Annotated in this window: 20 protein-coding genes and 1 pseudogene; all 21 read right to left on the bottom strand. The window is 61.6% G+C overall.

Features of this window, described 5'->3' with window-relative positions:
- Window position 1 precedes the first annotated feature (1 nt).
- The gene (trbJ, locus tag CV103_RS05800) at window positions 2–724 is read right to left on the bottom strand and encodes a P-type conjugative transfer protein TrbJ (protein ID WP_107394270.1); all 723 of its coding nucleotides are present in this window, start codon (window positions 722–724) and stop codon (window positions 2–4) included.
- Window positions 721–3,209 (bottom strand): annotated as a pseudogene (gene trbE / locus CV103_RS05795) (conjugal transfer protein TrbE). The gene trbJ and the pseudogene trbE overlap by 4 nt, the downstream one beginning before the upstream one ends.
- Window positions 3,206–3,475, bottom strand: a complete 270-nt coding sequence (locus tag CV103_RS05790; RefSeq protein WP_107394269.1) for a VirB3 family type IV secretion system protein — start codon at window positions 3,473–3,475, stop codon at window positions 3,206–3,208. Before CV103_RS05790 ends, trbE begins: the two are co-directional and overlap by 4 nt.
- The gene (locus CV103_RS05785; protein WP_107394268.1) at window positions 3,475–3,807 is read right to left on the bottom strand and encodes a TrbC/VirB2 family type IV secretion system protein; all 333 of its coding nucleotides are present in this window, start codon (window positions 3,805–3,807) and stop codon (window positions 3,475–3,477) included. The genes CV103_RS05790 and CV103_RS05785 overlap by 1 nt, the downstream gene beginning before the upstream one ends.
- Entirely contained in the window at window positions 3,795–4,790 is a 996-nt protein-coding gene (gene trbB, locus CV103_RS05780) for a P-type conjugative transfer ATPase TrbB (RefSeq protein WP_107394267.1), read from the bottom strand. The genes CV103_RS05785 and trbB overlap by 13 nt, the downstream gene beginning before the upstream one ends.
- Window positions 4,791–4,942: 152 nt before the next feature.
- Entirely contained in the window at window positions 4,943–5,953 is a 1,011-nt protein-coding gene (locus CV103_RS05775; RefSeq protein ID WP_107394266.1) for a LysR family transcriptional regulator, read from the bottom strand.
- A gap of 72 nt (window positions 5,954–6,025) precedes the next feature.
- Window positions 6,026–6,502 (bottom strand): hypothetical protein, encoded by a 477-nt coding sequence (locus CV103_RS22065; protein WP_146163384.1) that lies wholly within the window; start codon window positions 6,500–6,502, stop codon window positions 6,026–6,028.
- Window positions 6,495–6,956, bottom strand: coding sequence for a hypothetical protein (locus CV103_RS05765; protein WP_146163383.1), 462 nt, complete (start codon window positions 6,954–6,956; stop codon window positions 6,495–6,497). Before CV103_RS05765 ends, CV103_RS22065 begins: the two co-directional genes overlap by 8 nt.
- Window positions 6,957–7,003: 47 nt before the next feature.
- Window positions 7,004–7,315, bottom strand: coding sequence for a hypothetical protein (locus tag CV103_RS22060; protein ID WP_146163382.1), 312 nt, complete (start codon window positions 7,313–7,315; stop codon window positions 7,004–7,006).
- Window positions 7,308–8,078 (bottom strand): SapC family protein, encoded by a 771-nt coding sequence (locus CV103_RS05760; protein WP_170112565.1) that lies wholly within the window; start codon window positions 8,076–8,078, stop codon window positions 7,308–7,310. The genes CV103_RS22060 and CV103_RS05760 overlap by 8 nt, the downstream gene beginning before the upstream one ends.
- An 86-nt stretch (window positions 8,079–8,164) precedes the next feature.
- Entirely contained in the window at window positions 8,165–16,210 is an 8,046-nt protein-coding gene (locus CV103_RS05755) for an autotransporter domain-containing protein (protein WP_146163381.1), read from the bottom strand.
- A 104-nt stretch (window positions 16,211–16,314) separates the two neighbouring features.
- Window positions 16,315–17,295, bottom strand: coding sequence for a tetratricopeptide repeat protein (locus tag CV103_RS05745; protein WP_170112564.1), 981 nt, complete (start codon window positions 17,293–17,295; stop codon window positions 16,315–16,317).
- A 120-nt stretch (window positions 17,296–17,415) separates the two neighbouring features.
- Window positions 17,416–17,922 carry a Csu type fimbrial protein gene (locus CV103_RS05740; protein ID WP_170112563.1) on the bottom strand — a complete coding sequence of 169 codons (507 nt, stop codon included), beginning with the start codon at window positions 17,920–17,922 and terminating at the stop codon, window positions 17,416–17,418.
- A 32-nt stretch (window positions 17,923–17,954) separates the two neighbouring features.
- On the bottom strand, window positions 17,955–18,548 hold the full coding sequence (locus CV103_RS05735; RefSeq protein WP_107394258.1) for a Csu type fimbrial protein: 594 nt from the start codon (window positions 18,546–18,548) through the stop codon (window positions 17,955–17,957).
- Entirely contained in the window at window positions 18,542–19,102 is a 561-nt protein-coding gene (locus CV103_RS05730) for a Csu type fimbrial protein (protein ID WP_107394257.1), read from the bottom strand. Before CV103_RS05730 ends, CV103_RS05735 begins: the two co-directional genes overlap by 7 nt.
- 11 nt (window positions 19,103–19,113) lie before the next feature.
- Window positions 19,114–19,710, bottom strand: a complete 597-nt coding sequence (locus CV103_RS05725; RefSeq protein WP_107394256.1) for a Csu type fimbrial protein — start codon at window positions 19,708–19,710, stop codon at window positions 19,114–19,116.
- Window positions 19,704–20,273 carry a Csu type fimbrial protein gene (locus CV103_RS05720; RefSeq protein ID WP_107394255.1) on the bottom strand — a complete coding sequence of 190 codons (570 nt, stop codon included), beginning with the start codon at window positions 20,271–20,273 and terminating at the stop codon, window positions 19,704–19,706. Before CV103_RS05720 ends, CV103_RS05725 begins: the two co-directional genes overlap by 7 nt.
- Before the next feature lie 2 nt (window positions 20,274–20,275).
- Entirely contained in the window at window positions 20,276–20,815 is a 540-nt protein-coding gene (locus CV103_RS05715) for a Csu type fimbrial protein (protein ID WP_170112562.1), read from the bottom strand.
- A gap of 26 nt (window positions 20,816–20,841) precedes the next feature.
- Window positions 20,842–21,219 (bottom strand): hypothetical protein, encoded by a 378-nt coding sequence (locus tag CV103_RS05710; protein WP_107394253.1) that lies wholly within the window; start codon window positions 21,217–21,219, stop codon window positions 20,842–20,844.
- A gap of 43 nt (window positions 21,220–21,262) precedes the next feature.
- Window positions 21,263–22,324 (bottom strand): Csu type fimbrial protein, encoded by a 1,062-nt coding sequence (locus CV103_RS05705; protein ID WP_170112561.1) that lies wholly within the window; start codon window positions 22,322–22,324, stop codon window positions 21,263–21,265.
- Between the two features lie 38 nt (window positions 22,325–22,362).
- The coding region (locus tag CV103_RS05700; RefSeq protein ID WP_146163380.1) for a fimbria/pilus outer membrane usher protein at window positions 22,363–23,611 on the bottom strand (1,249 nt) is incomplete at its 5' end.

Here is a 23,611-nt window from a genome sequence, read left to right as displayed (position 1 = left end):
CTCACTTGCCCCGGAAGCGGCGGAAGCGCTCGCGCGCCTCGGCTTCGGTGGCGGCATCGCGCGCCGATTCCAACGCCTGGGCGCGACCCTGCGCTGCCAATGCGGCGGTGAGATCGGCGAGCTGCTGGGACTGGAGGGCGAGAAGCTGGTTGCCGGCCTGCGCCGCCTGCAAGGCGCCCGTAGCCGACTGGCTGGCCGTTACGAGACTATCGACACTGCTGCGCGTGCCGTCGAGATTGCCGACGACACCGGCCTGCACCCGGAGGGCGTCCTGAAACGCGCCGACGCTGTCTTCCCAGCGCGCATTGGCATTGGCGACCATCTGTCCGGCGTTGCCGGTGAGAGCGCTGCCCGCATAGCGCGATGAGAAGGCGTTCTGGATGTCCCGGACATCATAGGCGATGCGTTGGGCGTCGCCCAACAAGCGGCGCGTCTGCTGCATCTGCGCCTGCAAGGTCGCGAGCGACGAGAATGGCAGGCTGGCGAGATTCCTCGCCTCGTTGACGAGGCTGGTCGCCTGGTTCTGGATCTGGCGGATCTGGTTGTTGATCTGCTCGAGCGCGCGCGCCGCCTGCAGCACATTGGAGGCATAGTTGGTGGGATCGTAAACGACCCCGCCGAAGCCGAACTGGGCATGGGCCGGGACCGAAATCACCACGACTGGCGCTGCCGCGATGACAAGAGCCAGGGCCGAACGCACATGGCGCGAGACAAACAGTTTCATGGGACGATCTCCTCCGAGACAAGGGATCCGCCCGCAGCGCTCGGCCGCAGGGACGCCTCTTGAGGCTCCAGGGCGGGAAGAAGCTCGGCGGCCCAGTCGAGGCCGCGGTTGCGCAGCCATGCGGCGGCGAAGCCGGGCTGGCCGTGCGCGGCAATCAGCTCGCCGATGCGGCGGTGGTCGGACTTCGAGGATGCGGCGGTGAAGGCGAGCGCCACTTCGCCAAGCCCGAGCTCGAACAGCCGGTTGCCGCGCCGCGATTGGCAATAATAATCGCGCTTGGGCGTTGCCCGGCTCAATATCTCGATCTGGCGAGCGTTGAGACCGAAACGCTCGTAGACGCGCGCGATCTGCGGTTCGGCGGCGCGCTCGTTGGGCAGAAATATGCGTGTCGGGCAGCTTTCGATGATGGCGGGGGCAATGGCCGAGGTTTCGATATCGGCAAGGCTTTGCGTCGCGAAGATGACGCTGGCGTTCTTCTTGCGCAGCGTCTTGAGCCATTCTCGCAGCTGCGCCGCGAACGCTGGCTGATCGAGCACCAGCCAGCCTTCGTCGATGATGATGAGCGTGGGGCGCCCGTCGAGATGCCCTTCGATCCGGTGGAAGAGATAGGCGAGCACGGCGGCGGCCGAGCCCGCACCGACCAGTCCCTCGGTCTCGAAGGCCTGGACGCTGGCCGCGCCGAGATGCTCACATTCGGCATCGAGCAGCCGGCCCCAGGGTCCGCCGACACAATAAGGCGCCAGCGCCTGTTTGAGGTCCTGCGATTGCAGCAGGACCGCAAGGCCGGTCAGCGTCCGCTCCGCGACCGGCGCGCTCGCCAGCGAGGACAGGGCCGACCACAGATGCTCCTTGGCCGCTGGATCGACGGCGACGCCTTCGCTCTCCAGCAAGGCGGCGAGCCATTCCGCAGGCGGGCGCGCTCCCCGACCTCGTCGATCCGGGCCAGGGGCTGAAGCGTGACGGCATTGCCCCCCACGTCCTCGGCGAGGGCATGCCCCAGATCCTGCCAGTCGCCGCCCATGCCGAGCGCCGCCGCGCGGATCGAGCCGCCGAAATCGAAGGCGAAGACCTGCGCACTCTCATAGCGGCGGAACTGCAGCGCCATCAGGGCAAGCAGGACGGATTTGCCGGCGCCGGTCGGGCCGACGATCAGCGTGTGGCCGACATCGCCGACGTGAAGGGACAGCCGGAACGGGGTCGAGCCTTCGGTCTTGCCGTAAAGCAGGGGCGGCGCCCCGAAATGCGCATCCCGCTCCGGCCCCGCCCAGACGGCCGATAGCGGGATCATGTGCGCGAGATTGAGGGTCGAGATCGGGGGCTGGCGAACATTCGCGTAGACATGGCCGGGAAGCGACCCGAACCAGGCTTCGAGCGCGTTGATGCTTTCTATCGTGCAGGTGAAGTCGCGGCCCTGGATGACCTTCTCAGCCAGCCGCAGCTTCTGCGCTGCCGCCCCCGCGTCCCGGTCCCAGACCGTGACGGTCGCGGTCACATAGGCGATCCCGGCCTGATCGTCGCCCAGCTCCTGCAAGGCTAGGTCGGCGTCGGCGGCCTTGTTCGAGGCGTCCGAGTCCATGAGGACGGAGGCCTCGTTGGTCATGACCTCCTTCAGAATGGCGGCGACCGACTTGCGCTTGGCGAACCATTGCCGCCGGATCCGGGTGAGCAGCTTCGTCGCGTCGGTCTTGTCGAGCATGATCGCCCGGGTCGACCACCGATAGGGAAAGCCCTGCCGGTTCAGCTCATCGAGCAGGCCCGGAAAGGTCGCGCTGGGAAAGCCCGAGATGGTCAGCGTGCGCAGATAATGCTCGCCGAGCCTGGGCTCGAGCCCGCCGGTCAGCCCTTCGTCGGCAAGCAGCGCGTCGAGATAGGCCGGCGTCTCGGGCACGCGGACATGCTGACGCTTCGTCGAAATGCACGAGTGCAGGAAGGTCAGCGTCTCGCAATCGTCGAGCCAGCGGATTTCCGGCATGAAGCCGTCGAGGAGATCGAGCACGCGGGCAGTGCGGTCGATGAACGCGTGCAAGAGTTCCTTTGCGTCGACGCCCGCTTTGGAACGGCCCTCGAACAGCCAGCTTTCAGCGCGCGCGGCCTCTTCCGCCGGCGGCATCCACAGCAGAGTCAGATAATAGCGGCTTTCGAAATGGACGCCTTCCTCGCGAAATTGCTCGCGGCGCTCCAGATCGACGAGCGCCGACACACAATCGGGAAAGGCGCATTGGGGATAGTCGAGTGCGGGCACGCGCTGCGCTTCGACGAACACCGCCCAGCCCGAGCCCAGGCGGCGCAGGGCGCTGTTGAGGCGAGCGGTGACGCCGACGAGTTCGGCAGGGGTGGCGCTATCGAGATCCGGCCCCCGGAAGCGGGCGGTGCGCTGGAAGGAACCGTCCTTGTTGAGCACCACGCCCGCCTCGACGAGCGCGGCCCAGGGCAGGAAATCGGCCAGGCAGGCGGCCTTGGAGCGATATTCGGCAAGGCGCATCATGGCCGCATCCAGACCGGATAGCGCAGGTGCCGCCGCGCCACGTCGGCGAACTGCGGGTCGCGCCGCGCCGCCCCGACGGCCAGAGCATGACCGATCGCCCAGAGCGCGATGCCGGCGATCCACAAACGCAGCCCCAGGCCGATCGCACCGGCCAGCGTCCCGTTAACAATCGCGAGCGCGCGCGGCGCTCCGCCGAGCAGGATCGGCTCGGCAAGCGCGCGGTGCACCGGCGCATAAAATCCGGCGACATCGTCCGTCCCCTGCATCACACCAGCGCTCCGCCGCCGAAGCTGAAGAAGGAGAGGAAGAAGGAGCTCGCGGCGAAGGCGATCGACAGGCCGAAGACGATCTGGATCAGCCGGCGGAAGCCGCCGGACGTATCGCCGAAGGCGAGACTGAGGCCGGTCACGATGATGATGATGACCGCCACGATCTTGGCCACCGGTCCTTCGATCGAATCGAGGATCGACTGGAGCGGGGTTTCCCAGGGCATTGACGATCCCGATGCCCGGGCGGGAACGGACAGGCACAGCGCCATGGCGGAGGCGGTGACGACGAACAGGGCGCGGTCCGCGCCGCGCCGGATCATGTGGAACATGGACGATCTCCTGGCTCATGGGTGTTGAGGAAGGTCAGCCGATAATCCCCGGTGACGGGATCGAGCCCCTCCACGCGCGCCAGTTCGGCAAGGCGGCGGCCATGTCCGTCACGCACCAGCACGGCGATGAGGTCGATGGTCTCGGCCACCAGCGCGCGCGGCACGGTGACGACGGCCTCCTGGATGAGTTGCTCCATGCGGCGCAGCGCCCCGATGGCGCTGCCGGCATGGATGGTGCCGACGCCGCCGGGATGGCCGGTGCCCCAGGCCTTCAGGAGGTCGAGCGCCTCTGATCCCCGCACTTCGCCGATCGGTATGCGGTCGGGGCGAAGACGCAGCGATGAGCGGACCAGATCGGAGAGGGAGGCCACGCCATCCTTGGTCCGCATGGCGACGAGATTTGGCGCCGCGCATTGCAGCTCGCGCGTGTCTTCGATCAGCACGACGCGATCGCCCGTACCGGCGACCTCGACGAGGAGGGCATTGGTCAGCGTCGTCTTTCCGGTCCCCGTGCCGCCCGCGACGAGGATGTTCAGCCGCTCGGCCACAGCCTCGCGAAGCCTCTCGGCCTCGAACCGCGACATGATGGCGCTCGCGACATAGTCGTCGAGTGTGAACAGGGCGGCGGCGGGCTTGCGGATGGCGAAGGCCGGTGCCGCGACGACTGGCGGAAGCAGTCCTTCGAACCGCTCGCCGGTTTCGGGCAGTTCGGCCGACACGCGGGGGCTAAGGGCGTGGACCTGGGCGCCGACATGATGAGCGACGAGCCGGATAATCCGCTCGCCGTCCAGGGGGCTCAGACATTCACCGCTGTCGCTGATGCCTTCACCCAGGCGATCGACCCACAGGCGTCCGTCGGGATTGAGCATGACTTCGATCACCGCCGGGTCGGCGAGCCAGCGTGCGATTGCCGGCCCGAGCGCGGTGCGCAACATGCGCGCGCCGCGCTCGAAGGCTTCTGACCGGATAGTCTGGGCATTCATGGGGTACCCCGTTTTCGGGCGCCAAACAAAAGTTCGGCGCGACGGGGTCGATTAAGAGACGCAGAAAAGCGCCCGATTCAACAGGCAATCACGAGGATCGCAGCGTGGCGAAGAAAGACAGGGAGTGGCGTATTCCACTCCACGGAATTCTCTCAGCAAGGCTCCGTGATCTCGGCGCCATCGACCGCGTCGCCGGTGGCCGGATCGCGGTGCAGCACGCGTCGCAGGAAGCGTTTGAGGGCCGGGTTCGGACTGTCTTCGCGCCAGCAGGCGAAACTCGTCACATATTCGGGGCCGCAGGGACCGGACAGTTCGCGAAATACGGTTCCGGTGAAGTTATGGGACAGCATTGAATCGAGACACAGGCAAATGCCGCGTCGGGCGCCAACCATCTGCATGATGGCGGATGCGCCGATGTAGTGGACCTCGACATTGGCGGTGGCTCCGAGCGGGGAAAAGCGCTCCTCGAGCAGCTTGCGGATCGCCTCGCTCGGATCATAGCCTGAAATCAGGAAAGTCTCGTTGACGAGGTCCGGCCACTGCAACAGAGGCCGACCGGCAAGAAGGTGATCCTGTGGCAGGATCACCAGGATGCGCTCGTTCCACAGGGGAGCGGCTCGATGGGCAAGGGTCACCGGATTGCCGCGCACGATCGCGACATCGATCGCCCCGCCCAGAAGGGCTTCGCACATGCGATCATGGGTAAGCTCGACCGGCACGTGGCGAATGTCGGGATAGTTTGGGTCGGGGTCGAAGAGGATGGCGTAGAGCTCGCCGGGCACGATCGCCCCGTGATAGCCAATGACGATCTGTCCCACTCTTCCATCGGCCATCCGGCGAACGCCCTCGACGAGTGTGTGGAAGCTTTCGAGGATTTTTGCGCCGTTCCGCAGGAACACCAGCCCGGACGGGGTAGGAACAAGCCGCCGTTTCTGGCGCTCGAACAACCGGGTCCCGAGCTGGAACTCCAGATCCCGGATGCGGCGGTTCACGGTCGCCGTTTTCATGTTCAGGGACTCGGCAGTCCGCCGAAAGGTGCCATGAAGATGGACTGCGAGCGCAGTCTCGAGGTGAATCCTGTCGATTCCAGTGCGGATTCTCACCGGATCAATCGGATGTTGATCCTGGCGCGAAATCAAGATTTCTTCAGGCAGGATTTCCATATATTTACGGCTGAATTCTCGTAATTATTATATAAAATGAAATTAGATTACATATGCTCCAAATATCCCTTGCTAATTGATAGAGATAAACTCCCATAATGAGGCTTGGTGCTTGGATCGAATGCGATAGCTGTGAAGCCCTGTTTCTATCATTTCCGATGAATAACCTTTTTCTTCAAGAGCATTGCGCAAATGGCATATATAAACCTTGATCGCGGCACTGGTCCGCGACCGAAGCCCCGCAGCTCGTGCAAGCGCCCGGTGGGAAACGTAGAGATCCGGTTCATCCAGGAGACGAAGCAAAATCCTGGCGCCCTTCTGGCCGGTACGGCCAATCCTTGGGAGCTGGCGCTGCCCAATGCGGCCCGCCTTCTGCCCGAGCAACCTGGCCTGCATGCCGGCGACTGCGTCCTGGTCAAGGAGCTCCACCAAAGCCGTGCCTTCCTGGTGCGACAGGAGCATTTTTGCCTGAATGACGGCATCCAAAGCCAGTTCTAAGAGAAGGCCGACCCGCGTTTCTACGGACTGATCTGCTGGTTCCTCAATCATGGCCAGCGACCTTTGTGTCTGGCGTTATTTGCAGGGTTTCCAAGGAAATATCACTCAGTGGCTGAATGAAGGAATTCGCTGCGGCAAGGCTTAGTCGATAACCCTTGTCGTCATCGCCCTCGAGGCCGACCTCGATGCCAAGTTGGGCAAGTTGATGGTCCGCCTGTGCTACGTGGATATTCAAGGCAGGTTCGGTGACCCCGAGAAGGTGCGCAAGCGAGCGCACCGAGAGATAGGATCCGGGCTGCGAGGCCAGAATCATGAGCAGGTAGTTCGGCACGGTCGATCTCAACTGAAGGCGGGGACCGTCGAGATCGCCCGCCTCCCTGAGGCGTCTGGCGGAGATTTCGACGCTTTGTGCAAAATCCATCAGCATCTTCCGGTCCGGTCCGACGCGGGCACCGAGCCCGCGGAGAATATTGGCAACAAGTGCGAGGGGCAGTTCAGTGGACATGTCGCTGCCCGCCGGCTTCGGCGCACATGGCTTCGGCCCGCCGTGCGTCATGAGCTGAACTCACCGGCGATTGAAGATTCAACGACGCCCGCCCCGTCTGCGCCCGCCGGGGCGAGGAACGCCGGGAACAACAGCCCGACGAGCAGGACATGCAGTTTACCTCCTCGACGGTTGAAGCTTTGGCGGTGGCTTATCTGCGACAACTCAAGGATCCGGGCACGCGCATTTGAAAAAGCGAGGTCCAGTTGGGCAGCCAATACATCTTCGCCTGCATCGTCCAGCGCCTGGGCGTCATTCATGGCAAGAACCGCCTCATGCAAGGCGTGCAGCCTCCCTTCGCCGGCAGGATCATCACGCACTGACTGTCTCTGCGGGCATGGGTGAGCTTTGGTTCGCGGCGATCGCGTGCTTGCTCGCGCGCCTCAGCAGCCGCTGGAAATCGAGAGATGCGATATGAGCATAGATCGCTGCCATCCAGCCATTGCGGTGCCAATCCACCAGGACCGCGTCATCGAGCTTTTCGAGCCGAGCCGGATCCACGACCTTGAAGCCCTGGAGGGCGAGGGCTCGTCCGTCGGCGAGTGTGATTGAGCCCTGGCGGTCGACCAGCAGATCCTGATCCTTCAGGGCGGCGCAGAAGGCATTCGTCGCGCTAGCCTCGGCATGGTAGGTGTTGCAGAACCGGAGTGCCTGCCTGGTCAGTTCAGAGGGCGCGCCGTTTTCGAACAGCGGCGCGCCTTCCTGATCGTTCGTCACCAGACGATCGGAAGCGCGATCGATGCCGAGGACATAACGGCTTTCGTCGGCCGTGGAGATGAAGACAAACGGATAGCGCCGGATATAGGCCGGCACGTGGAAGTCGGCATCCCAGCGGCCCTCCTGAACGAAGAGATTGACGTGCTTTTCGAGCCCCAACAGCGCAAGTGGCCACCCGCCTTCGCCATCAAAAAGAATGGGGAAGCTTCGCGAAGCCTGGACGAGTTCAGCGAGGACGAGCTGGATGAACGGCAGTCTGGCCGCGAAGGCGGCGTCCCCCTCTTTAAGGCGCCAACTGGCGTGCAGGGTCGAATTAAGCGCCACAGGCTCGACATAGAGCGGCGGCAGAGCGTGAGTGTCGGCCATGAATGTATTTCCTGAGAGCTGTTGGAGCCGGTCTGGTCCGGGCCATGTGCGAACCATGGCCCGGACCGTCCGCTTCCAGCGGGGGACTAGAAGCGGATATTGAGTGAGGCGCGGACGCGGTGGTCATTCGCCTGGTCGGCAATGCGGGCGGAGTAGCCCGCGCCGAGCACCACCGAGCGGGCGAGCGGCACATCGATGCCGGCCTCGACGATGGCGGCATCCTTGCCGATCGGGGTACCGGCGATACCGAACGCGCCGGCGCCTTCGCCGCTGTCGACGAACCGAAGGTCGGCGCCTGGCGTCCGATCGCCGAACGCGTGGCGCCATTCGGCCTTGCCCCGGAACGTCGGCGCCAGCGCCGCGCTCGAGAAGGGCAGGCTGATCCGGGTGCCGAGCGTCGCGAACGTCACGTCCTTCTTCGTGCTCGTGCCGGCCAGCGCCGCGCTGCCGCCGGTCTCGGCGAAGCCCTTGCCGCGCGCCGCGACCCAGGCGAGTCCGGCATAGGGCTCGACCCGTGCCCCCGACAGGGTGAGGCTGTAGCCGATCTCGCCGAACGCCTGCGCGGTGCGGCCGTCGCGATGGCTGCTCAGGCTTTGGGCGAGGCTGCCCACCGCCACCTCGCGAGTGGTCGAGAGGTCATGCCAGCTCCACGCCGCGCCGAGGCGGATGCCCAGATCGCCCAGCCGCGCCCGACCATAGGCCGCGATATGGGTGCTCTCCAGCTCGCTCTTTGAGGCTCGTGCGGCAACCGTCAGGTCGGTCTTGCTCCAGCCGCCCGAGACACCAATTGTCAAATGGTCGCCGAGCGTCAGGTCGAGACCCATGGTACCGCCATAGCTGCTGCTCTTGAGGGCGGCGGCATTGCCGTTACCCCCGACATCGCTCCATGCGCCCATGGTCTCCATCCACAGGCCGGTCCAGCCTCCTTCGGAGCGGGTGAGGCCGTGGCGCAGCACCGCCGAGCGAAGCAGCTGGCTGTCTTCGACCATCTGGCCGAGCGCGCTGGCGTGGATCTCGCCCGACAGGCTGTCGAACGCGCGCTGCGGCGAGCCGTCGTCCGCAAGGCCGGTGATGGCGTCGTAGACGCCATGCCCGCCACCCAGTGCCTGCGCCTGCGTGGCCACCGCCTTGCCATTGGCCGTGGTGGCCAGCGACGAGAACGCGACATCGTTGCGGGTCGCATCCAGCCACACTGTGGCCGGATCGTAGCGCAGGGTCAGGTCGAGGAACGCCAGATTGCTGGTCACATCGTCGAAAGTGCCTTCGACCGTCTCCCCGGCACTGATGATCACGTAGCTGCGGTCCTGGCGATAGTCGCCATCGGCAGCCGTCACCTCGACCAAGCCGCCCTCGATTGTGACCGTGCCACCCACTGCCAGCGCGTCATGGCCTCCGGCATCGTCGATCTCGACCTGATAGACCGAGCCCGCCTCGAACAGGGCGTCGCCTGCAACCGTGAGCTTACCCAGCGAGTTGCCCGGCGCCAACGCTCCGCCGTCATGGACAATCAGGCCGCCCATCTTGCCGTTGCCATGGAGATAGCCGCCATCGTTGACCTCGACCATACCAGCAACATTGCCCTGCAGGCCGAACCGTCCGCCGTTCAAAGTCGCTGTGCCAGCAACGTTGGCGCCGTCCTTCACCTCTACTATGCCGCCATCCACGATAAGCGAGCCGCCGAACCTGTTGGAGACGCTGGTCGTTCCAGCGGTGGTTCGTACGGTGATGTCACCCAGCACATTATCGAGGGAACCGCCAGTCGAGACCACACCGCCATCGATCGTGCCATTCTCGATGCGTCCGCCGGCGAGTTCAACCGACACGCCAGACTGGATGCGTCCGTTGAGATCGAGCACGCCGCGCGTGCCAACCGTCAGGGCGCTGGCGCTGCTCAGTGCTTGATCGGTCAACGCGATCAGCCGGGCAGTTCCATCCTGCGCTTCGGCCGCAATGAGGGTATCGCCTTCATAGCTGTTGGCCCCCGACAGTCCGAGCGTGCCGCCGGTCAGTTTGAGCCCACCCTTGCCGCTGATGACGCCGGTGAATGTATCATCGCCCGCGGTCACATTCAGCGTCTGCGCGCCCAGCACGACGTTGCCGCCGCCCGCGAGCGAACGGATCGATGCGCCATCGTTGCTCGCGGATATATCGAGCGTGCCATCAACCACAACCCGGCTCGAGGCAGCTATGCTGCCCGTTCCGGTCAGTGCGAGGGTAGCTGGCACGTCGTCTCCTGCGATCCGCGTCTCGCCGGTGAAGCGGCTCGCGCCCGCCAGAGTCTGCGTGCCGCCGCGGATCGTCAGACCGCCGCTGCCCTCGATGGTGCCAGCAAAGACCCCGTCGGCTGCATCGATAAACAGCGTCCGGTCGCCCAGCGCGACCTTGCCCGACCCGGACAGCGTGCGGATCGCGGCCCCGACCGCCCGACCGGGACCATCCGGCAGGATGCTCGTGGCGGAGATGTCGAGCGTGCCATCGGCAACGACCCCCGAGGAGCTGGCGATGCTGCCGAGGCGACCCAGCGCCAGGGTACCGCCCGTGATCCGGGTCTCGCCGGTGTAGCTGTTGGCCCCAGCCAGCACGAGCGTGCCGCCGTCGAGCTTTTCGAGGCCGGCCGCCCCCGTCAGCGCCGACGCGATGGTCGCGCTGATTGCCGCATCGGCCGGCGTGGTGCCCGCGCCGACGCGGATCGCGGTCCGCTCTGCGGTGAGGGCGATCGCATCGCCCTCAATCACATAGCCCGAGGTCAGGAACTGCATGCCTGTCACCGAGGGACCGTGACCGTAGGCATCCTGCGCCACAGTGACCTTACCTGCTTCACCCTCAAATACTGCGAAGCCCGGCTGCGGTGCCATAGCAGCGTTCACCAGGGCGTCGGCATCGGTCCAGTTTGCGTTACTGTTGCTCCAGATGCCCGAGCCGCCGGCGATGCGGCCGGTCGTCTGTCCGTCGCCATTCCAGAAGTTGAGCGTCAGACCGTTCGCATTCAGGAGATCCACTGACCCGTGCGTTGCGCGCGTGCTGTAACCCGATGCGCCAGGCGCGGTTATCAGTTCGAGTCCGTTGTTCGTAAGGGTCCCGCCATAGCGAATGAGACTGTACACGCCAGCCGCCAGTCCATTGGGCGCTGAGACGCTCAACTGTCCGTCGAGCACGAGATCACCGCCAACATCGAAGAGCGGGGAAGAGCCGAGGGCGGCGTCAAGCACCACATCGACATAGCTCGTTTCACTCAGGGAAAGAGAGCCAATACCGAGCGTGTCGCCGGATCTGCCGATCAGCATTGCACCGTTCGCCAGCACAACGTCCGAACCGATTGTGCCCACGCCGGATAGCACGCCTCCGGACCCGACCGTCACCTCACTTTGGGTTAATTCGCCGTCGACCCGCAATGTGGCTCCTGCGCTGACGCTGGTGGCACCGTAATAGGTGTTGTGGCCCATGATCGTGGTGATCTGCTCAAGGGCGGTGCCCTTGCCGGCCACCACCTCCATGGACATCGCGCCGCCAACATTTTCGATTGTAGCGCCTTGCGCGGTCACATGGCCCGCCAGCGTTCCGTTGCGGATCGTGCCCCCGCCCCTGCCGACCGTCACCTGGTCGATGGCGTGGGCGAAGCCACCCAGATCTAGAGTACCGGTACCGCCTGTAGGTCCAGTCAGCAGACGGACCTCGCTGTTCTTGCTGAAAGCGGCGTCATTCTCCGCGGTCAGCACCGCGCCTCCTCCGATCGTGGTATGTCCGAAGTAGGTGTTGCTGCCGCGCAGCACCGTGGTCCCGCTGCCTGCGGCAAGGGTCGCAGAGCCGCCCAGGTCCTCAATTGCGCCCCCATTGCTGGAGATCTTGCCGGTGACACTGCCGTTTCGGATGACTCCTCCTGCGAGGATTGTGTCAGTTATTCCATGCGTTCCGCCGGCGAGATCCACTGTGCCCTGGACGGTTACGCGGGAGAACTTGTTAGCGCCCCCAAGCACGGTCGTTCCGGAAGCAAAAAGAACTTGCTTCGCAGGGTCCAAAGTGCCTGCTGGGTTTACACGCAGGTCGGCGATTATCCCCCCGTGAGATGTCAAACTACCGTGGAGTTCGCCATTCTGGACGGTTCCGCCATTCAAGGTGACATACGTTACAGTTTGGCTATATCCGCCCAAATCGAGCGCACCCGATGCATCGACTGCCGTGTCACTCTGTGAACTCAGTGTGTTGGGAGCACCTGCGACCAGAGATCCTGCAACACGCGTCTTGCCCGAATAGGTATTGCTGCCTGAAATGGTCATCGAGCCACCGGCGATTTCGACGCCGCCATCGCCCGCGATCGCACCTGCAAAGGTTCCGCTGCCGTTGGTGATGATGAGATCATGATCACCCAGGATCACCTGGCCTGCGCCCGACAAGCTGATTACATGCGTGTCACGGGTGGCCTCACCCAAGGCCAGCGTACCCTCAACTTCCACAGCTGATGAGCTGGCGATGCTTCCTTCGCCAGCAATGATGAGATGCGCGCCATCCTCCACGCGCGTCTTGCCCAGGTAGCTGTTGATGCCAGAAAGTTTCTGTACGCCGTAATCAACTATGACGTCACCGGTACCGCTGATATCTCCGCCGAATGTGCCAGAGGCAGCACTTATGCGCAGTCCATTCGAGCCCAGTTTGACCTGTCCGTCACCTCGCAACCCGTCGATTTGAGCAATACCTGTCGCTGCCGTGATATCGAATACACCGTTGGTCCCCACAATCAGATCGGACGAGCCGATCGATCCTCCTGCTGCGAGCGCCAGCGTGCCGCGACTGATGACCGTGGTGCCGGCATAGCTATTTTCCCCGGACAGGATCAGTTGCCCCTGACCCTGCTTCACAAAGCCGTTCATGCCGGTGATTTCTGACCCAATCTCGGCAACGCCAGTGGCACCGTCCACCGTGATGGCCGCGGTGTCCGATGCCAAGAAAATTTGCCCGCCGGCGAGCGTATAGCCAGAGGCCTTGAACTGCATGCCCATAACAGAAACCGGGCCGTCCACGTCGATTGAACCAGATGGTCCATCGAACACAGCGAAACCGGGCTGGGGAATCATTGGACCTGCGATTGCGCCATCGAGGTCCATCCAAGTGTTGCTCGTACCGCTCCAGGTACCAGAGCCGCCGATCGAAGCGCCATCGCCGGTCCAGATGTTGAGGACGGCGTCTCCAATGTTCAAAAGGTTGAGGGCCCCGCCGCCGGCCGACAGGACCATCCCGGGCGCTCCGTCCACATTCAGGCCATTGCCGGAAAGTGCCCCACCAAAATCGATCAGGCGATAGATGCCTTGGCCAAGCGTTTCCGGTGAGGTGACTTCGAGCGTACCGTCTAAGAAAAGATCACCGGAAACATTGAAGAGGGGCGTCGTGTCGGGCGTGGCAAGATCGGCCCGTAGCGTACCGCCAGAAACGTCCAAGCGCGCAAGATCCAGCGTTTGTCCCTGTACCCCCTCGAGCACACCGCCAGTAAGAAGCAGGGCTTCGCCGACCCGGCCAGTGCCCGAAAGTGTGCCTGCGACAATGAGCGCACCGTCAAGTTGCCCGTTAACAGTAAGATGGGCACCGCTATCGACGGAGGTCTGGTAAGTGTCTGCAGCACCATCAATGTTTACTCGTCCGCCCTTTACTTCGAAGTTCCGGACGCCCGTTTCGGTTCCGGTGAGCGTGAGCGTCCCATCACCGATCTTTTGGAAATTCCCGGTCATCCCGAGAATTTTGCCTTTGAAGAGAGTGTCGCTATTGTCGCTACCTGCAGCAAAAATGACGTTCGCACCAAGGGCCAGGGTGCCCGAAGCTCCATTGGTGTCGCTGAGCGACGCAACAGACTGGTTCGCATTCGCAGATAGTGTGCCATCCAGCGTGAGCGCAGTTGTTGATGGCAACGTGTACGGCGTCGCTGCTATTAGCTCGGCATTTTCGTAGACGAAGGTATTGCCCTGGTAGTCGTTGAATCCAGAAAGGGTTAGCAGGCCGGTAGCGCCCGGTGCGTGCCACATCATGCCATCGCTGCCGACGACCAACCCGCCCTGACCCGTAATCGTGCCGCCAAAATCTCCGCCGCCGGGGTTCAGGACGGCGGACTGGGCGATCTCGATCCTGCCATTGCCAAACAGGCCGGACGGATTAGCGTCGCTGTTCACTTCCCATGCCGCACCTGCTTCCACGCGAAAGTCGAGCAGATCCGCAATCGCCCAGTTGAAGCTATAGTTTGAGCGAACACGCCCTCCTGCGATTTTCAAGCTATTGGCCTTAACCACCGGGTCCGGATCAAGAGCGCTTTGAATATCGATGGTGCCAGTATCATATGGGCTCCCGAGGGTGACATCGCCTGCCAAGCTCAACGGGCCCGTTAAGGTCAGAGTGGCGCCACTCTCGACCAAGAGCGCTCCGCCTAGCCCCAGTTCGTTGGTCAGAATACCGCCACCGCGTGCCTGGAGTGCGCCATTACCACGCACCCGGATCGCACCGGTCCCCGCGCTCGTGTATGCCGATCCGATCGTTGCGTTATAGAGGCTGAGCGTACCGGCATTGACCACTGTGCCGCCACTGTAACTGTTGTTTGGATTCGAGAGCTGGAGGGTGCCAAAGCCATTCTTGGAAAGGGCGACGGAGCCCGTAATCACGCCGTCAGCGCTCATATGACCATCGACGATGATTTGGCCTGTGCTTGCCAAATTGATTGCGTGAGGGACGATGTTAGAAATGCCATTAGCGTAGAGTTTACCACCGTCGAGGGTGATGACTCCGGATGCCGCACCTAACGCGCCCGCATTGGTGAAGCCTAGCGTTCCGTCGCGGATTGTCCACGATGTAACTTGCGACGTTCCCCCTTCGAGGGTCCAAGTCGAGTCTCCGATCTTTTCAAAATTTTGGAAACCCCAGTAGGCCTTATCGAGATCTCCGATATCACCAAGGCTCGCTACATTGAAAACCGCGTTCTGAGCTCCGCCGAGTGACAGCGTATTATCCGCTCCTTGAGCGGCAGAAATTCCGAATATCCCTGATTCTGCTCGTAATTCGAGCGTGTTCCGATCACCCTGAATCCCGATGGCTAGTGTGCCGTCGAGTCCACTGCTAATAGTTCCTTCGTTGATGATCCGATGCTCATCTCCTTGTACGATTATTCCTGCATGAGACCCGTCGCTAGCCGCAAGCTGACCGCGATTTTCAAAGACGCTGTTGCTTCCGAGAATAGTGACGACCGGCGCCACATCGGCACCAATGCCGTCGTATGATCTGTCTGCTCCCGTACCCTTTTCGAGGATTCCGGACGTTTGGTTGATGAAGTGATTTCTGTCGCCAATAATTTTGACAGCGGAGCCGCCTTCGCCGGCTAACGAAGGAGGACCGGAACTGTCGCCGCCTCGGATGACTCCGGAATTCAGTACGATGCTATCAGAAGCGAGAACTATAAGGCCACTGCCGCCGCCGCCAGCGCCCCCTGATTTCTGGGGACTTTCAAAATCCCATACAGTCGCTCCCCCGTTTCCCCCGAAGATGGAGTTGTTGTTCTCGAACAGACCCGACCCAGTGATAACGGCACCTGTACCGCCGCCTCCGCTGCCGCCATGGTAACCGCCGCCTCCGGTTCCGAAGGATCCAATGCCACCTGTCCCCCCGCGGATGATCCAGTTGTTGGTCCATTCGGCGTTCGCCAGGTTCAGCAGAAGCCCGACGCCGCCACCGCCGCCGCCGCCGCCGCCCGCGTTCATTCCCACGGTATCATAAGCATTCTGTCCCGCCTGGCCGGTCAGATCAGCGCCGAGCGTCCCACCGCCTACGAAGCCGCCTACGCCACCTGCGCCCCCTGGCAGTCCAGCGCCGTTGCCGCCAAAACCGCCTCTGCCATCCGGGGTTCCCTGCGTTCCGGACGTGGCGGTGCCCACGAGCCCCGTTCCGCCAAAACCGCCTTGGCCGTCCCCAGATCCACCGCTGCCAGGTGTGTTAACAACACCTGCCGGCCCGGGACCGCCAGCACCAGTGGCATAAGCCGGCGAGGCGCTCAATGCACTGGCGGCAACTGACGCCAACAGCAAAGACGCAAATCGCTCGGATCGTGACTTGCCTTTGGAGCCCGCTTGCGAATTGACAACATTAATCTCTTCGGCTGGATGTGCCATTTGACGTTTCCCTGTATTTCAAGTTCCAAAGACAAAGGGAGGGCGAGCGCGAAAGCTACTCACGCTGGTATCCGGGCAGTGAATTGTCGGAAATCCGGCTTAGGCTACGGGCTTGCGGACCTAGGATCGGGTAGCGGCACGAAGCATGGCTGTTTCTTGGAGCGAAGTTTGAGGCACAGCGCACGTGCGCCGCTTCCGGCAATCACGCGCAGTCGCGTCATCGATCGATAAGGAAGGTAGAGAGGGGCATAGGCCGCAAGAAGCGGCGCATGGCTGCGCAGAATCTCATCCCATCCCTTCATAGCGGCCATCCGCGAAGGAAAGGCGCCTAATTGGAGGACGTGACCGCGTGCGAGTTCACCCGGATAGCTGGAATCTGTGGTTGATGCAGCCGCGACCCTCGCCGCAGTCGCCTGACCAGTCGACCGGAGCCCCTCCGGAGACGGCTGAACCTGAATGAGATGGCTCGCAGATGGCGCGGGAATTGCCACTGCCGGGAGCGCCTCGGACATCATTTCCGTCCGCCCGAAGCTTGCAGCACCGATGATTGGGGACGCCTTGGAATTGCGGCCGATGCTCGAAAGCAGATCCAAGGCAAGCATTCTGGCTCTCTGCTGTGTCTCGTGCTCAACCACGGAGTTGAGACGCGCGATCACCGTTTGCGCCTCTGGAAATCCAGTCAGGTCAGCCATGACAAGATATACGTAGCCGCGGTCCACGTTTCGCGGGACACCATCGCCATTGACGATCATGCTGCCGAGCAGGAAGCATGCTTCCGGGTCTCCGGCCCCGGCCGCAGCTTCCAAGAGGGCATGAGCATTTGCGGCTTCGCCGTCCTGAAGGAACATACGCGCCAACATGACTCTTGCTGGATTATGCCCTCGTTCTGCGGCCATCTCGTAGAACGCGCGCGCTTTCGCTTCATCCTGAGCTGTGTCGCGACTGGTACGATAAAGCTGGCCCAGATTGAACATAGCATCGGCGTCGCCCAGCCGCGCCCGATGGGTCCAAATGTGGAGGGCTGCCTCGATATCGCCACTGGCGAACTGCACCGCCGCGGCATCAACGGTCGGCGCTCCAGCCATCAAGGGCGCGCAAAGGAAAGCCGACAGGCCTGGCGCGAGCAGAATGACCGACAGGATCGGCCTACGAGACCCCCTAGGAGTGGCAGTGCGATGTCGGCGGAATTGTTTCACCAACATGGCTCAATATGCTACAGTGATGCGGACACGATCGAAGTAGAAGCCATCGTGTGTGCCGGCAGGAACACGCGCTCGTCCGTAGATGATTGGCGAGGCACCCGTCGTGGGAATGTCGATCTCAAACGGGACGTCCAATGCTTTGGTTAAGGCGCTGTCCCGGTACAAATCGTAAGGGATCAACGCGCCGGCCGGCCCAGCCATGTGGCGCTGCCCGGAGACCTCATGCTCCCCCGCGTCTAGCGTTACCGTCACCGGTACGGGTGTTGCCTTGTTGCAGCGAATAGACCAGCCATGCCCGCCGGAGTCGAGGTCCATAACGTGAACACTGGCCACATTGAGGTGCCTGCCAAAATCAAGCACCGCCGAAGTTCCGCCTGACATGTGCTGGATGGTACAGATGGTCGCGACCGTAGCCTTGTACGTCAGGGTCTGCGAGGCGCTCTGAGCCCGAGCGGGTCCGGTCCCCATCATCCATCCCAGAGAAAGACCCACGGCGCTCAGGGCGACCAAAGCCCGGCACCTTCCAAATTGGAGGATAGCCATCACCATTCCACCGTGAACTGGACGACGTCGGTATAATCGCCCGCAAGTGGCAGATTTCCGATCGACGAGGGAAGCGTCCGGCCATAGAGGTAAGCGATCTTCTCAATCCCTGAACCATACCCACCGGTCAAGCCCGAGCCGAGAGTGGTTACTGATGTCGGGTAAGGAATGGTCCGCGCAGCATCCGTATAAATACCATAACTCAGATAGTAGTCTGAGCCCTCTACAGTGGCCTTCATTCGGCGTTGTGTGCCGTTAGCGTTCTGGCCCAAATCTATATAGCTCGCGTAAGGCACATCTTGCGTACATTGGAAAAGGACACCTGCGCTCGTGTCGTCCACCCTTTCATTTGTCTGGATGGTTCCAAAGCTAACAGTGGCATTGGAAGGATAAGTATAGAAGATACGACACGATGGCTGCAGCTTTGCCGTTACCATCAGATCGATCGTCGAAGACTGCGCGAAGACCGCAGGCGAACACGTGGAGCTTGCGGCTAACAGCCAGAACAGCACTTTTGCCCTACGGGAGAGAGCGTGGCTGGCCACCCGATCAGACAGCGGAATGGCTTGTGATCTCTTAGCAGATTTCACCATGTTACCGTCACCACAATTCTGTCAGAATAATCGTCGCCTCGAGGCATCACCTGAGTAGGGGCGTAGGATGGGATGCGAGCATACAGGACGATAGTTTGATCGAGACCGTTCCCCGTGCCGCTACCTGGACCGCTCGTGCCGGGCGTGCCTGCGGAATTAGGCACTGCTTGGGTTCGCGATGAATCCGTGTACAGATTATATGGGAGATAATGAGCCCCGCTAGTCAGCGGTCCGCTTTTCATGCGCCGCTGCTCGTCGAGCGCGTTCTCCCCCAGATTTACCCAGAAAAAGTAAGGTACGCCGCTCGTGCAGTTCATGGTGAAATCGCCCTGTCCTTGCGCGCCAATCGCAAGGCTATCGGCATTGATCGTACCAAACGCGACCGCAGTTCGCCTATTTATCGCGCAAGTAGTGGCGAGCTTGAACGTGACGGGCATCGATGCCTGCTTGTTGCCGGTGACGGTTTGCGCAACGGCCTGATGTGTGCCGCAAGCAGAAAGCGCTGCCAGCATGGCCACTATTACGCGCGGTTTGTTCGAATGAAGCGAGGCCATGCGCAGTATCCTCAATAGGTGAAGCTGAAGTCGACGGTGACGACGACAACGTCGCTGTAGTCGCCACCAGCCTTGCCGGTCTGACCGCCAGGGATCCGCCCATAGATAGAGATCGTCTGGGGCAGGCCTGTCGCCGTTCCTCCGGTGGGACCAGCACCTACGGTCCCAGTGGCAGGAAACGGATTGGTGCGTGCCGCATCGCTCCAAAGCCCATAGGTGATGAAGCTCGAGGTGTTCGTGACGTGGCGCATGCGCCAGTCCGATCCGCTCTGATATTGGCCGCCATTGGCACGCACGAGAAACTGCGTGCCGGTGCTGCACGCGAACTGGATAGAGGCGACGTTGTCGATGTTTGATGTCAGCGCACGCGCTTCGCCGAACTGCATGGTGGGCGCAGTTCTGATCTCGCATTCAGGCACGATCGTGCCTGTTACGTTGAGTGTGCCCTGCCTCTCTTCGGCGCGAAGGCCTGCGGGGTACATGGCGATCAGCGCACAAGGCACTAGCATCCCAAAGCGGCAGCACCACTGAGGAGCGGCTGTCGCCACGGCCTGAACAGGCTCAAAAGTGTTGACGCCCTCGCGCCGCAGCAGGCTCGTCGTTACCATGCTATCGTCACCGTCAAAGTGTCGCTGTAAGCACCGGCCCGTGCGAGCACGGTCCCGGCCGGGATTGCTGCGACGATTGGTATGCTCTGGTTGGCGCCGGTCCCAGTACTTTGGTAACCTCCCGACTCTCCGGCTCCGCGTTCACGGGATTCCCAGACCTGGCTGTATAACGCTCCAGGCTTGTAGATCTGGTAGCGCTGTATCTGAGCGGGGTTCGCAAGATTACGCATGCCTCGGAGCGTATTTGTATTTCCACCGAGGCGTGCGCCGCCGTCTCCAATATAAATTGTGTACGGAGTGCCGGTGCTGCAGTTGAGCACCATGCTGTTAGATGACGAACGATTTTCTCTTGTCGAACTAATCGAGCCAAATCCGATCGCTGGCAGGGCCACAATATCGCAGTAGGCTGAAACGACAGCCGACAGGCTCATTTGACCGGTCTCGGTCTTCGCCGATGCCGCTTGGGGGAGATAAAGAACCGGCAGCAACATGGCTGCGGCCGCGCCGCCACGCACGCAATAGTGTTTTCGGAGCGGTTTTCTTGAAAAGTCTGTGTGTGTCATGATCAGTACTCGATCGAGACGGTGAGGGTGTCGGTGTAAGTGCCTTGCGGCGGCAGGCCGGCCGGGTCTGGATGGAGGCGTGCATAGACTGGGAGTTGCTGGATCTGCCCTGTCCCCACGCCTGCGACGTGGCGGTAACCCTGAATTTGCATCCGCTGCCAGATGTCAGCGACGGCGTACGTTGGCTGGCTATAAATCTGGTAGCCAAGGCGCGCCCAGTCGCCACGGGTAAGATGACGGCTTCCGGAGTCGCCGAGCTGCAGATTTCCTTCGGAGATGAAGACCTGATAGGGCGTATTTTTTGTACACCGCAGCTGGATATTCCCGGTGCGATCTATCTTTGCCTTCGAAATCACGTTTCCGAAGTTAAAGCTTGGCAGCGACAGCAGCGTGCAGGACGGCACCACATTAGCCGTCACATTGACGCTGGCTGTGGATTGGGCGGCAACCGGTCCAGAGGACGATAATACTGCTGTCAAGATAATTCTGGAGAGAGGGATGCGGAGCGACGCATTCACAAATAAGCGGCGATTTGCGAACATAGTTCGCGCTCTTTGCGTTGGCATGATCAGTACTCCACCGCAAATATCTGATTTCCTGCCAAGGTTTCATTGTTGACCTGAACGCTCCCGTGGATTTTTGCTTCCATCGTCAGGGATCTGTAGCTGTTGTCGTCGTCGATGAGGTAAAAGGAGAAATACTCGTATGGATCGCTACACTGGACATAGAGGCCGGTGTGCTCGTCCAGGGACAGCGCGCAATTGCTGTCAATTGTCCACTGCACGGATAAACGCTGTGTGTAGTGCAGGGCTCGCCGGTCGCCTTTTATGGAGGCAGGCAACTCTGATCGCCACTCCATCGGCGTCACGGGACCAGCATTCGCCGCCTGCCCCTCGAACAGGAGGGTAAGCGCGAGGGCTGGTGCAAAGGCGCTCCCACACTTCATGCTACTCTGTGGCCTCGACTGATCATTGCTGCACTCCACCGGCTCAATATTCGATCTTTAAAGTGACGGTGTCTGAGTATCTGCCTGGCGTAACCGACGTGTCAGCGGCCTCGATCACCGCATAGATTTGTGTGTGGGTTTCTTCGCCGCCGACATACTTGCCGCTAAACTTGCTAGGTCCCAGGGGCAGGGTGTGAGCAGCATCCTGATAGAGCCGATAAGGCAACTTATCGGAGCCTCCCGACTGGCTGACCATATTCCGCACAAACTGAGGATTCCCGGCTTGGGTCGCGGACTTCCCTAAGTCAGCAGTGAGTGTCGCAGCATAGTTGCCGTTGCACCGCACTCGGACGTTGGCTTGGGCGGTTTTGCGAATGCCCGGATCCACTTGCCCAAAATCAAGATCAGCTGCCGACCAAATCTCGCATTGCGGCGGCACCTCCACGGTTAACGGAATCAAACGCTGTGCTGGGTATCCATCTTCAAATCCGGGTTGTCCCGTTGCGCAGCGCGGGATCCCAAAATTGCCAGTCTGATGGCTATAAAGCCGAGGCTGAACCCACCCGCTGTATGTTCCAGCGGGTGGTGAATGATTTGCGGCTCTATTAGCGCTAAAGTCATATATAAATGACCCAAACTGCTGGATAAATGTCCATCTTCCGCTTCCACTGACATAGGCAGTATTGTAGCTTGGGATACCTATCTCTGTACCGTTGACAGGAGGAAATGCATTATTCGCGCTCTGACTAACCCATGCGGCATCATTATGATCCTTGTAGTATACATAGAAGAACAACTGTCCGCCACCACCTTGCCGTGCTAGGAAGGCGCCGTTATCGGCTGAGATGCCACCAGGGAACTGAACGTGATGAGCCGGACATTTTACCCAGTTCACCCTATGATCGCATGTGATACCGACTTGGATGGTGAACCAAGCGCTCGTGTGATAAACAATGCGCGGCGGCATAGTTGACGTATAGGTCGTGCCGCAGCCGGCAAAGGCCGGGGTTGGGGTGACCATAAGCGGCACTCCGACGAGCGCCACTGCAACCCCCTGCAGCGAGACGGATGATCCACAAAGGAACGCGAACAGACTGCGCGCCACGCTCCTCGCTTTCCCGATGAACGCGCGACGACTATGGGTCATTGACATGTCAGAGGTCCGATTTTGGGCTGCGCTGTGGCATTTGGATTGTAGGAGAAGGTGGCGCTACAAATTCCAAGCGGCCCACGATTAATCGAGATCCGGTTGCTGCCGTTGAGGCCGCGTAGGTAAACTTCCCCACCATAGCCCATAACGGCGCTGTCCCCGCCTTCAAGCTCCACGAGATACCCGGGTTCGATGGCCTTGCCGGCCCAATCCCGGATGATCACAACTGCGCCATGGATCGCCCGTACGCCGAAATCGACGACCGATCCCTGGCGATAGCCTGTCGTAACCTTCGTCGATGTGAACGCAGGCTCCAGGCCGTCCGGTAGCGTGGTGGGATCCAGTGAAATTTCCGTTTCGTAGAACGGGATCAGATCCGGAAGAAGAGCACGGCCGTTGCCATTGGCTTTACCGATCGTAACGCCGCTCTGACTGATCATCGAATGGGGACCCGCGTTGCGAACAATGGCAAAGCTCTGTCCGATCCGGTTGGCAGGGAACATGCCGCCGCCAGCGACCACGAGCGAACCATCTGCAGAGAGAGAGCCACGCAATGCGCCCCCGACTTCATCAACCTGTCCGCGTAACAGCGCGAACGGCGCGCGATAGCTCGCCGAAGCGCTGTGCTGCGGGCTTGCATCTTCGACTTGCCGCCGCGATGCAGTCCATCCGATCGAGCCTTGTCGCTGGGACGTATTCCCGCTCGCCTGGAGCGAGTAGCCTATGCGTCCCCCGCTGTTATCCACGCCTGCCGACGCAAAGCCTGTGTCCCCCAACTGGAAGTTGAGGCTGAAGAACATACCGTAGTTTCTTGAATCGTCGAGATCAGCAAAGCCGTTCGCAAATACGCTGATACGGCGTCCCAATGATCGGGAAAGCGACGCACTGGCTGTTCTTGTATCGCGGTCGCCCGATTTGATGCGGTTGTAGGAGAGGTTGATCGAGGTTTTGTCAAACCATGGCTGGAAGGAGAGACCGAACCGATCCAAACGTGTGGCGTCAGCCGTTCGCGCGAGATCGCCTCTCCCAGCGCCGTACCGGTATGCGTTTCGCCGAATGGAAACGCGGCTAAGGTCGAAGTAGTCACCCGATGTCCATTCCGACGCGGCGTATAGGCGAGCGCCAAGAACGGTCGCGTCCGCGCGGGCGGAAAACTTCCAGCTGCGCGGCGACTGACAGGATGCGAGCGTAGCGACAATCAAGATGAGAATCGGTTGTTGGGGTGTCGGTGAAGGGCGGAGG

The sequence above is a fragment of the Edaphosphingomonas fennica genome, assembly GCF_003034225.1.
GTDB lineage: Bacteria > Pseudomonadota > Alphaproteobacteria > Sphingomonadales > Sphingomonadaceae > Sphingomonas_E > Sphingomonas_E fennica.
Note: the sequence above shows the minus strand (reverse complement) of the source record. Positions and strands in the feature narration are given on the sequence as shown.